This is a genomic window from Pseudomonas sp. HN2 (assembly GCF_020736465.1).
GTDB classification, from domain to species: Bacteria; Pseudomonadota; Gammaproteobacteria; order Pseudomonadales; family Pseudomonadaceae; genus Aquipseudomonas; species Aquipseudomonas moraviensis_A.
This window is the reverse complement of record NZ_CP085885.1, coordinates 3,120,676-3,131,729: the sequence shown is the minus strand read 5'-3', so window position 1 is coordinate 3,131,729 and position 11,054 is coordinate 3,120,676. Positions and strand designations below refer to the sequence as shown.

The window sequence follows — 11,054 nt, the reverse complement described above, 5'->3', positions numbered from 1 at the left end:
GAGGGAACATGGATCAGTTGGCACTCAAGGCAATCGAGCGCATCGCCGCCGAACGACGCGCGCCGTATCAGCACATCACGGTCGAGCGGATCACGCCGATCATCGGCGCCGAGATCGGCGGCGTCGATCTTTCGCAGCCGCTGAGCGACGAGCAGCTCACGGAAATCCGCCGGGCCTTTCTGGAGAACCACGTGGTGGTGTTCCGCGATCAGCACCTGACGGTGGACGAACACAAGGCGTTTGGCCGGCTGTTCGGTGAGCTGCGGGCTCTGCCGGTGGAAGACATCGACGGCGATGACCCGGAGCTGGTGGTGATCCGCGCCAATGCGCAATCGCGCTACGTGGCCGGCGAAACCTGGCACACCGACGGCACCGCCGATCTGGCGCCGTCCATGGGCTCGATGCTGTACGTCAAGGAAACCCCGGCCATCGGCACCGGCGGCGACACGCTGTTCGCCAACATGCACCTGGCGCTGGAAATGCTGTCGCCGACGATGCAGCAGTTTCTCGGCGGATTGACCGCGATCCATGACGGTGCGATTCCGTGGAAGGGCTACGAGGCGCCGGCCAATCTGCCGAAAACCGAGCACCCGGTGGTGGTTCGCCACCCGGAAACCGGGCGCAAGTCGCTGTTCGTCAATTCCGGGTTCACCTCGCACATCGTCCAGTTGTCTGACGGTGAAAGTCAGGTACTGTTGAACATGCTGTTTGACCTGGTCGCCCGCGAACCGGTCGTCAGCTGCCGCGTGCGCTGGGCGCCGAACAGCCTGGTGTTCTGGGACAACCGCTGCACACAGCACCATGCGGTCTGGGATTATTTTCCGCACTCGCGGTATGGCGAGCGGGTGACGATTCTGGGGACGCAGCCCAAGGCTTGAGTCTAAAAAACCGGTGGGAGAGGGCGCCGCTCCCACCGCTCATTCACAGGCCTTGTTTGAGCAGTTGCTCGACGATCAACTCGCCGAACGCAAGATTCCCGTGCAACGGGTCATCCACCTCGCAGTACGCCGGAAGCTGAAAACCCAGCTCATCATTCGCCGCCGCGCGCACGTCAATCAGCTCGATGCCGAGTCCTTTCAGACGCTCGATCAGCAGCGCCTGCGCGGCCATGAACACGCGGGGGTCGGACAGCTCCGGCACCCGCTGCGGCGGCAGCACGGCGAACACCTTGAGGTTCAGCGCCCGGGCCTGTTCATAGAACGCCAGCGCAGGCCGGGACAAGGTGTCGATGATAGACTCGAACAGCGGCCCGGTGAGAAAACCTTCGTCGAATTCGCCGTCCGGCGTCTGGTAGCAGGTCCAGTTCGGCACGGTGGCGAGATAGTGCAGGCTCAGGCCGATGGTACTCACCAGCGGCACCCCGACCTTCGCCAGTTGCGGTACTTCGAATGGCTCAAGGGCCTGGCGATACAGGCGCTCTATCTCGACGTCCCGAAACACTACGTCATGACGGGTCAGGCTGAAAAAATCCACCGCGAAATCCCGGCCGGTGCCCAGCGGGCCGCCACTGAAAGGCAACTCGCGGGCCTGCGCCGCCTTGCCGATGACCCCGGCATGGGAATCGCCCAGCAGCAGAAACCTAGGCGTAGTAATCGAGCACGGCGTCTTCACAGACAAGCTCCTCACTGGACACGCAGGTAGAGGCAACGCTGGTCGGCGCCTGCAGCGGTTGAACCGCATCGAGCCCGGCGAAAAACTGCCGCATGACAAATGCCACGCCTTCAGGCGTGACCTCCCGCTGGTTGGGTTGGTAGAACGCGCCCTTGAAAGGTGTGCCGGTGATGATTTCGTAGGAGGGGAAATAGTCGACGTCGTGCAGGTCTTCGCACAGCTGCCCGGCAACGGCGCGCAGGACTGATTTGGAATAGGTGGTGGCGCTCAACACATGCTCGCCCGTGGCGGTTGCCGTCAGCGGCACCGGTGACACGGTGAGCAGCAGACGCAGTTGCGGGTTGATCGAACGCATCAACTCAAGCGCCCTGACCATGTCGCCATAGGTGTCCATGAAGCCGAAGTTGCAGAAGCAGTGCAGCAGCGGATCAAAGGTGCCGCGCACGGTGCCGGGGCACACGGGATACACCAGACCGGTCTGGCGGTTCTGCCAGGCTTCGGTCAGGCCCAGGGTGAACACGAACACTTTGGCGCGGCGCAGGGCGGTGCGGATGGCATCGAGGGTGGCTTCGCGCGAGGCGAACAGTGCGTCCTCGCTGGCAAAACCGTCGGGTTCCACGGCGGGGCGGAACGGGTCGAAGAAACGCCCGTCATGGGCCCAGGTTTCGTCGGGTGGCAGGCTCACGCCGAGCGCCCATTCCAGCCATTGGCACAGCATCGCCGGAGTGTACAGATTGCCGGTGCGAAACGAGAAAACCCCATAATTATGGGCCTTCCAGTCGGTTTCGGGCAGTCCGGGCGGGGCCGGTTCGGCATCCAGCCAGTTCATGCCGCGTTCGCCCAACGCCCGGCCGATGTGCTGGGCGAAACACGAGCCGGCGGTGACGATGGCGTCCTTGTTGCCGATCTCGAATTGTGGCGTCCACAGTTGATCGATGTTCAGCGCGGGCTTGTCAGCCACGGCGGTGCGCCAGAAAGCGCGGGGTGGCAGGCACTGATAAGGGTTCACGAGGAGGGCCTCCTTGGCGGTCGCTGATAAAACCGGTCAGCTGATTTGATAGCGGTAGATCAGGTCGTCAAACCACCGATCTCCAATCTGATAGGCCTGGGGCACGCGGCGCTCGAATACAAAACCGCATTTCTCCAAAACCTTGCAAGACGCGATATTACCGTCGGTCACGGTCGACTCCAACGAGTCCAGGCCGATGGCCGCGGCATAGTCGATGATCGCCTGCCGCGACTCGGTGCCAAAGCCTTTGCCCTGATGCTCGGGCAACAGCAGGCAACCCACCTCGGCATGCCCCGGCGACAGGATGCGGAATCCGGTCACACCCAGTTCCTGCCCGCTGGCCCTGTCGATCACCACCAGACACAACCAGTGATCCGACTGCGGCCCCCAGGCCGGAAGCCGATGCTCGAAGCCTTTGCGCACCTGGTCCTCGGCGATTTCACCGAACACATACTGCATGGTTTGCGGCTCGGAATGCAGCCTGAGGAACAGCGGCCAGTCGGATTCGACCATCGTGCGCAGGTCCAGGCGTTGCGTGGTGAGCTCAAGCATCCGCAGCTCCTTGCAAGGGCGGAAAGGGAAGACAGTTTTTTACTGGGTGTGGCGCGAAAGATCAATGATGCAGCGGATTTCGTGAGCGTATTCTCAGCGACATCACCGCGCTGCCCTTGACACCGTTAATAAAGCAGCTCTCAAAGGTATTGGCAGCACATGTGATAATTCGTAAATCCTGAATATCCCATGAGATCAACATGAAAATCCCTATCACAGCAAAAGTTGCCGTCGGAGCATCGCTGGTTTTTCCATTTTCGCCGCGGTTGCGTTCTCCACAGCCGTGATCCTGAAAGGTGCAACGCCATCAGTTCAGGCGTTCATGTATCAGGCCAGCCTACTTCTTACGTAATGCGGAGCGGATGTGACGCGCATCGGACATCTGAGCGCGAATCGACCGTGTAAGGACGTCAGATTTGAACATGGAACCCGTTAGGGCTCCAGTTATGCCTGCTAGTCGTTTATGAACTCCTCAAACTTGCGATGAAGCGTATGGCCTGAGTATCTCGAAATTTTTTCACTGCCCACCAGTTAGGATGCGATGGTTTTAGGCTTGCGGCCCATATCTCTGGAAGCCAGCGATGAGACGGCGCCTATCAGAAGTCCGGTGCAAATCCGCCAAGGCTCATATGGGTCACCCGAGCTGAATGTCGGCAGTGCAATCATGGTTGCCGCGACGGGTATCCCAACTGAAAAAATGCTGCATAGGTCCTCCCTGCGGAAAAATCCCAGCGTATCCCTGTAATCCGCTTTGGCCCGCTCAAAACGATTAAGCTCCAGGATAATGGCTAACCCATCAAGCCGGTGCGTCAGCCTACGACTAGGTCATGCAGGGTGAGAGATAGTGAAATGCTCTCGCTTACCTCCTGCTACGTCAAAGGTCGGATCTGGCTTCCAGCCCGCAGCAGTGACATTATCTCGCCATCTATAAATATCGCTTGGGGAGAATGGACTTGCTGGATCTTAAGGACGACGAACAACTGAGGACTGCGTGTATTAGCCTCCAGGAGCAGGTGATGTCCTTGGCGGGTAATCAAAGCTGGATCACCGAATTCAAGAAATGGTTGGTGCGTGTCAGGGATGTGTCCCATGAGGAGTTCATAAGCAAGGACTTCCAACTCGCGCTCTGGGATACCGAGGCTGTTTCGGCAACAGGCATGGGGCGCATCAACATATCTGCGGTCGCCGAAAATTCGGAAATCGCAGAAAGCCTCTGGCAACTGAAGCAAAAGTACGCGCAGACCCGGGATCCTACTGAGAATGAGATGCTCATCGCTGAAGCTTGGTCGCAAATTGCGTCCGCGGTTGGTGCGCTGACCAAAAGAAACCCTCGACTCAAAATGTACCGCGTCTTCGCGTTGCTTTGTCCAGGTGCTTTCACGTCGATAGCGCATCATCGGAAACTGCGAGAGCTGGCGCATGCCTTGGGGCTTCCACTGAGCGGTCAGAGACGTCATCTGCACCGACTCGTGTTGAACCGGTTAAATGAAGTGCTGGGTGAAGTGGCTGACGTTTATTCCAGGGAGGGCGTCTCACGATTGACGTTGCCTTGGCTAATGTTCGTCAACTATGTTCAGAACCCAGAAGGCGAAGCCACCGAAATATCCGACTTAGAGACAGGTGACGAAGTACTCAAGCCCTTGCCTCCTGAAAGGAGGAGGCGCGGTCTGCTGGCGATTGGCGGAGGCACAGCCACCATTCAAAGCATGATCGACTTTGCAACAGATGGATGCACTCGTGAAGACTTCATCCAACACTTGCAATCGATCAGCCCTCAATCAAAAACGTCGACTTGCAACACTCAGCTGAACGCTCTGATCGCCGAATGGGGCGTGCTGCGTGCCAACGGAAATAACCTGCAATTAACACCCCGCGGCGAGGCATTTCTGGAGTCGGGTGACCCAGATGAGATCATTGACTGGATGATCACCCGCATCTTGGGGTTTGACTATTTGCTAGTGGCATTGCGTGACTCACCGTTATCCAACCGTGAGGCCATCCTCACTCTCAGAAAGGCAAATCCTGGATGGAAGTCTGATTTCGCCCCCTCAGCAATTATTAGTTGGTTCAGGTACCTTGATCTAGCCACGATCTACGAGAAAGTGCTCAGCCTCACTGAAAGGGGCAGACAGTGGGTTAACCGCATTCACTGGGAACCAAAGGGTCTTGCGAGCATTCCAGACATCAGCCCTTCCTTGGCTCAAATACCTCCGGTACAGCTCGATATCGATATCGAGAGGCCTAAGCTAGGCGCCTTGATTGCGCGATTTGATCAAGAATTTCGCTTTCCAGAAGAGCTGATTGGACAACTTGATGCTGGATTGTGGGGGCATCCGAGGCGCCATTTCGCGGTACTCACAGGCTTAAGCGGTGCGGGAAAAACGCAACTTGCCCGTAATTATGCGCTGAGTCTGTGGCAGGACGATCCCGAGCCAAGTGAAGGGTTGCTGATCGTTCCTGTCCAGCCAGGCTGGCACGACTACACGAGTCTGCTGGGTTACGTTAATCCGCTGGAGTCTGACGCATATGTGCGTACCGGCGTTCTGGATTTCCTCCTGCAGGCAAGCGCCAACCCGACGAAGCCCTACACACTGGTTCTTGATGAAATGAACCTCTCTCATCCGGAACAATATCTGGCGCCTCTGCTTTCAGCGATGGAAACCGGCGAAACGATCGTCTTTCACGGTCAAGTTGACGAGATCGATGGTGTTCCTCCAGGCATTCCGTATCCGAGCAACCTCGTGATCATCGGCACCGTGAACATGGATGAGACCACTCATGGGTTGAGCGACAAGGTGCTTGATCGAGCGTCTGTGATCGAGTTTTGGGACATTGAGATCAAAGCATTTCCTGGCTGGCAGAAGAGCTCGCTTGAGGATGAACAGATTTCAATCGTCAGAAATCTCATGTCCTCACTCATGGATGTGCTTCGCCCAGCTCGACTGCATTTCGGGTGGCGCACGCTCAACGATGTGATTGGCTATCTGCAGCAAACGCAGGCGGGTGGTGTCATCGAGTTCTCACGAGCACTCGACCATGCCATTTATTCGAAGATACTCCCCAAATTGCGCGGTGAAGACAGCCCTCGACTTCAGGAGGTGTTCACATTGCTCCATACCACGCTCAAAAATGCGGGGTTGGGAATGTCGATGCGCAAAGTCAAAGAAATGGCTGACGATCTGGCTCACTCCGGCTCGACCAGATTCTGGCGGTAGACCATGTCGATCATCTTGCAGGTAGAGCAGGGGGACGCTCGATTTGACGTGCACCCAGGTCAGTTGAACCCAGGTTTTATGGAGAAGAAGGTTTATCGTTTTACCGCGCTTGAAGGCTTCTCTTTCTACATTGATGACGTCTTGATCAAGACGGTCGACGAAAACGAGGCGTGTGCTTGGTTATGGTCGCCAGGCTTTTATGCTGGAGAGGTCGTGGCAGAGCTTCTGGATGACCGAGGGAGAACTGCCGCCATTTACCGGCTGGACGTTTCGGCAGCTGATAATAAGCTCGGAGGTCAGGCATTCGCTGCCATGGTTGAGGCGATACTGGATTTCGACCCGGCTCTCGTTATGGGCACAGAAGAGGCTCAGTTTGGAGTTGGCCATGATGGAGCGCTAACCAACGCGCATCTGCAGTATGCGAGGCTGAGGCGCTATGGAGATCGGTTTCACCGCGCGCTCAAACAGATATCTCAGCGGCCGTTAACAACCTTGAAGAGTGTTCGCACGTCGGTGAGTGCGCACACGGTCAAGCGGTTGGACTCCGCATCCGTGCATAAGGCACTCAGAGGGCCAACGGGACAGGCACTCTTGCATCCTGCCAGCACTCAGCGTCCGGCCTTGAATACTGTTCGCTTCGAGGTCAGCAAATCTTACGAGGAAGAGGACAATCCGGCCAATCAGGCCATTGGACTCGTTCTCTTCGATCTCCTTAGGCGGTGTCGGCAGGTGGTGAGGGGGCTTCAGCATGCAGCTGCCACTGAAGTGGTCTGCGATACCCGATCAGCATTAACGCCAAGGCTCGTACGTCGAATCGCGTTCACCGAGTCGCTTGCTAGCAAGCTTCAACGGCTTCAACGCGCGAGACCTTTCTGCATCGTGACTGCCAGGCGTCTATCGGCTGCTGGATTGAATGCGATCTCTGCTCACCCCGCATATGCGCGAGCTTATCGGTTTGGTTGGTACGCGTTGCGTTCAGGCTGGTTTGGAAAGGATCCTGATGAGACGCTGTGGATCAGCCCAACATGGGAGATTTATGAGCGGTGGTGCTTTGTAACTGTAGTCTCACAGCTGCGACGTCAGTTTCCTGAACTCGTCTGGAGTCGTGAATATCGATCGGTGGGTCTAAAAGAAATCGTGTGGCGGGGAATAGCGGCTGATGTGACCGTTGAGGCGTGTTATCAAGTCCGATGCCCAGCGATTGATCAACCTGCGCATCGCGGTTTTCAAAGCTTATCGCGAGAGCGATATCCGGACATCGTCGTGACGTTGGACTCGCCTTCGGCGAAGCGCTTCTTGGTGTTCGACGCGAAGTATCGCAGCGCCCGCGCCAGCGTCCTGGATGCAATGGAGTCAGCGCACATTTATCACGACAGTCTCCAGTGGAAGGGCATCAACCCTGACGTCTCATTGCTGCTGATACCACGGGCAGACAAAGTTATGTCGCTTGTCAGCCCGACCTATCATGCGGACTATGGGGTCGGAGCTTGGCAAATCGGGGCTGAATCAGAAGGGGAGGCGCTGGGGATCGAGCTCAAACGTATTTTGAGTGCAGTCTCAATCGCGGACGCTCCGGCGCGTACAATTGCTACTGGAACGGCGAAGTAATCGATTTCGCACAGTAGCGCTAAACTCGCTGACAATCCCACAACCCGAAATAAAGTCTTCGGCTCCCGGCGTATTGGTTCGCGACGCCGGTGCGACCGTTCAGGTTCACAAGCGGCAATGTTTTCGATCTTCACAATCGTTCAACGCTCGTAGACAATCCGCGCTCTGTTCCGGGGTAGTTCAGCGGTAGAACACTCGGCTCTTAACCGGGTGGGCGCTGGTTCGAATCCAGCCCCCGGACCCACAACATCGCAGGCTCGGAAGGACTCATGCTCAGGGACGATAGGGAATCGAATGCGAACGCCGGCATAGGTGCCGGCTATGCAGCCTTTCAACTGTCTCGAGCACTCACTGCTCCGGGCCTCGACAATGACGGACAGACGAGCAAGCGCATCGCGCGCTGGCGCAATGTAATCGAGCACATATTGCAGGGATCGGCGTCGTATGGCTCACGAACTCCATTCGCGGATGTGCCTGAGTGGGTCACGCTGGAAGTCGTCACTGGAGGTTTCGCCACTGGGCAGTTCTTGGCCGGCGGTGCACTGACCGAGTACGAGCGACAGTTGGCTGCTTCGATTCCTGGTATCCGTCCTGGCTTCGAGCGACTCGATCTCAACACTTGGCACCTTACGGAGGAGGGGATCGAGGTACTGCAAACGAAGCTGGCGAGCGGGGATTATCGAATCGAGGTGCCCGAAGAAGCTGCACTGCTGACGGTGGCCTGGTTGCTGGGGCAGCAACGTACAGAGAACGCATGGGACCTGGTTGAAGCGATAGCGCCTTTCTTTGAACAGCTGCGATTCTTTCCGATGGCTTCTGACGGTTTGCCGCTTTCAACCGCTCAAGTGCAGGTTTTTACTGTTGGGGATGTCAGAGCCGTGCTTTCAAATCGCCCGGCACAGGCGCGCGTGGCGGTGCAGAAGCATGTCGTGGAAACTTGTTTACCGCTTTACGATTCGGCGGTGTCGCTGTTCCTTGTAACGTATCAGGATGATTGGCCTTGTCGCCGGTACCCCGAGGGCTGGTTCGAGCAGGCGAATATTCTGAAGCGGCAGTTCGATGCTTCTTGCCCCAGCGCTTCAGGTGAAGCTGAAAGCTCAAGGGATCGGGTAGGGGAGTTGTTTGCACTGCTGGGGCGTTGCGCTAGCGATGCGACGTCGCTTACGGGACGGCAAGTCGGACGAATTCGCAGGATCGTCGACGATTTCGTACGCAAGCATGGTCATCCCGAATCCGAATCTCATCAAAAGCACAGAGAGTCTCAACGCAGTCACGTGTCCTCACCCGGGCACCATTTATTTGCTAAAGCGGTTGCCGCACGTCTGAGCAGGTATCCCGGTTCGGACGGAGTTTCCGACTTTTCATCTCTGTTGCAACCCGTTACCTGCGAAGAAGCGACCGCATATTCGCTGTTAACAGGTATCGGCATTCCTCCTGATATTCGTCGACGCGTCGAGCGGTGTCGAAAGGGCACAATTGCTGAATTGATCGAGAAGGGATTAATTACATCTGGCGATACCGTGGCGCGTCTGCTGCCAGCGATAACGGCTGAGATCTGCAGCGCAGGATTTCGCGATACGTCGCTGCGTATGCTGTCTGTCGCAACCTATCGCGCCTTTCGACAACGCCGATCATTGTTGCTGTTGGATCTGCAAACCCAGGTCAAAATGAAGGAATTGCCGTGGGTGGCGGCTGTTGAAGACCAGCGAGAAACGGACGCGGTGGTCGCTGAGGCAGCGAAACAGTTCCTGATCCAATCCGCAGCAATGACTCTTTGCGCTTTTCCTCAAGCGATCCTGCCCAACAAACTGATTCAGGAATTTGCCGCGCTTGCGGCGATGGCCAAGCTGGATCTGCCTTTTGTGGAAGAAGTCGCCTCGGACATTTTCATGGGCGCTTTCTCGAACAAGTACATAAGAGCTGCCAGGCAGGCGGCATCTTTGACAGGTGGCACGCTATACGCCAATTACTACGACATTGATGCAAGCCAATGGGTGATGCTTCCTGATCAACCGAAATCCAGGCGCAAAAGGTTCTCCAGGCCTGACGCTAGTAACAGGGACGCATTGGCCAGATTGTGCTCCCAGCGCGCTGATGAGGGCCTGGGGGCATGGCGACCGGCGACTAACGGGAAAATCATTGAGCAACAACAGATCCTGACGACACAAAACCTCTCGCTCTTATTTGGTGAGCTTGGGTTGAAAGCGCTATTGCAGGATCGCCTGGCTTCGATGGCCGAGGAATGCTTCAGATGGATATGCATACGCCAGCAGATGAAGTTGAGGTTTTATCACTCCAGCCTGGTGATGATCAAAAATACAGCGTACGCGTGGCGGCAGATGGTGTTTTATCTAGCGATGCTCGATGAGGCAGAAATGCAATTCGCGATTGAACGTATCGAAGCCCATTTCGCGACTCAGCCTAGTGCATTTCGTGAAAGGTTCCTGCCGGCGATTAGAGGATTGCAAGTAGCAGCTTCTGGCACACCGTTGACCGAGGCTCGCCAAGCAAGCGAAGGTGCTCAGGTTTTTATCGGATGGACTACCGAGAGACATTGGTTGTTGAAGCTGCAAACGAATGGCGTTGCTTAGACTGAGAGGTTGGGAGTGGTGAATGTGATATCTGAAGCCTGAGGCTATTCGCATCCATGATTTAACATAATATACATTACACGTAACAAGATGTTACGAGGTTGTCGTGGTTGCCACGGGGAATTGAAATCCACCGCCACGTTAACAGCCGCTAAATCTCTACCTCCGATATTGCCGTAGATTCCCCATCCGATCATTCGACTGAAAAAATCCCGCTACTGGACGTAACGGGATTTCTGATCTGGTTTGAAATGCCCCGATTCGACTTCTGGAGAATTTACTCACCACTTGTCGACTTCGTAGGCTTGATCGTTTTCTCAATAATTGTATGTTTCGCGATAACACGCTGATCCGCTGGTTTGTTGATCAAATCATTTCGTCGGGCCACTTGCGCGGGTGTCAATTGTTTCAACTGCTCTGGAGTCAGGTTCAAGAGTTGGTCATCGCTGAACGTTGTCATGGCGTTTT

At 56.3% G+C, this 11,054-nt stretch carries 8 protein-coding genes and 1 tRNA gene; 5 read left to right on the top strand and 4 right to left on the bottom strand.

Annotated elements, in window-relative coordinates:
- Nucleotides 1–8 precede the first annotated feature (8 nt).
- Nucleotides 9–878, top strand: a complete 870-nt coding sequence (locus LIS66_RS13665; RefSeq protein ID WP_083352789.1) for a TauD/TfdA dioxygenase family protein — start codon at nt 9–11, stop codon at nt 876–878.
- A gap of 43 nt (nt 879–921) precedes the next feature.
- On the opposite strand, the gene LIS66_RS13660 is transcribed toward LIS66_RS13665, so the two are convergent.
- The 3 genes from LIS66_RS13660 to LIS66_RS13650 are packed head-to-tail and all read right to left on the bottom strand — an operon-like array spanning nt 922 to nt 3,172.
- Complete coding sequence (locus LIS66_RS13660; RefSeq protein ID WP_227972339.1) at nt 922–1,611, bottom strand: hypothetical protein; 690 nt, start codon at nt 1,609–1,611, stop codon at nt 922–924.
- Nucleotides 1,580–2,620 carry a GSCFA domain-containing protein gene (locus tag LIS66_RS13655; protein ID WP_227972338.1) on the bottom strand — a complete coding sequence of 347 codons (1,041 nt, stop codon included), beginning with the start codon at nt 2,618–2,620 and terminating at the stop codon, nt 1,580–1,582. The genes LIS66_RS13660 and LIS66_RS13655 overlap by 32 nt, the downstream gene beginning before the upstream one ends.
- A 36-nt stretch (nt 2,621–2,656) precedes the next feature.
- On the bottom strand, nt 2,657–3,172 hold the full coding sequence (locus tag LIS66_RS13650; protein ID WP_042609959.1) for a GNAT family N-acetyltransferase: 516 nt from the start codon (nt 3,170–3,172) through the stop codon (nt 2,657–2,659).
- A gap of 953 nt (nt 3,173–4,125) precedes the next feature.
- On the opposite strand from LIS66_RS13650, the gene LIS66_RS13645 reads away from it, so the two are divergent.
- From LIS66_RS13645 to LIS66_RS13630, 4 genes are all read left to right on the top strand, one after another.
- The gene (locus LIS66_RS13645) at nt 4,126–6,387 is read left to right on the top strand and encodes an McrB family protein (protein WP_227972337.1); all 2,262 of its coding nucleotides are present in this window, start codon (nt 4,126–4,128) and stop codon (nt 6,385–6,387) included.
- 3 nt (nt 6,388–6,390) lie between these two features.
- The gene (locus LIS66_RS13640) at nt 6,391–7,995 is read left to right on the top strand and encodes a nuclease domain-containing protein (protein WP_227972336.1); all 1,605 of its coding nucleotides are present in this window, start codon (nt 6,391–6,393) and stop codon (nt 7,993–7,995) included.
- 169 nt (nt 7,996–8,164) lie between these two features.
- A tRNA-Lys gene (locus tag LIS66_RS13635) sits at nt 8,165–8,239 on the top strand.
- 25 nt (nt 8,240–8,264) lie between these two features.
- Nucleotides 8,265–10,586, top strand: a complete 2,322-nt coding sequence (locus LIS66_RS13630; protein ID WP_227972335.1) for a hypothetical protein — start codon at nt 8,265–8,267, stop codon at nt 10,584–10,586.
- Nucleotides 10,587–10,863: 277 nt separating this feature from the next.
- Here LIS66_RS13630 and LIS66_RS13625 read toward each other — a convergent pair whose 3' ends face one another.
- Nucleotides 10,864–11,046 carry a hypothetical protein gene (locus LIS66_RS13625; RefSeq protein ID WP_123419655.1) on the bottom strand — a complete coding sequence of 61 codons (183 nt, stop codon included), beginning with the start codon at nt 11,044–11,046 and terminating at the stop codon, nt 10,864–10,866.
- Nucleotides 11,047–11,054: the final 8 nt, after the last annotated feature.

Coding starts and splice junctions, on each gene's coding strand:
- LIS66_RS13665 (WP_083352789.1), top strand. CDS start 9: ATGGATCAGTTGGCACTCAAGGCAATCGAGCGCATCGCCGCCGAACGA.
- LIS66_RS13650 (WP_042609959.1), bottom strand. CDS start 3,172: ATGCTTGAGCTCACCACGCAACGCCTGGACCTGCGCACGATGGTCGAA.
- LIS66_RS13640 (WP_227972336.1), top strand. CDS start 6,391: ATGTCGATCATCTTGCAGGTAGAGCAGGGGGACGCTCGATTTGACGTG.
- LIS66_RS13630 (WP_227972335.1), top strand. CDS start 8,265: ATGCTCAGGGACGATAGGGAATCGAATGCGAACGCCGGCATAGGTGCC.
- LIS66_RS13625 (WP_123419655.1), bottom strand. CDS start 11,046: ATGACAACGTTCAGCGATGACCAACTCTTGAACCTGACTCCAGAGCAG.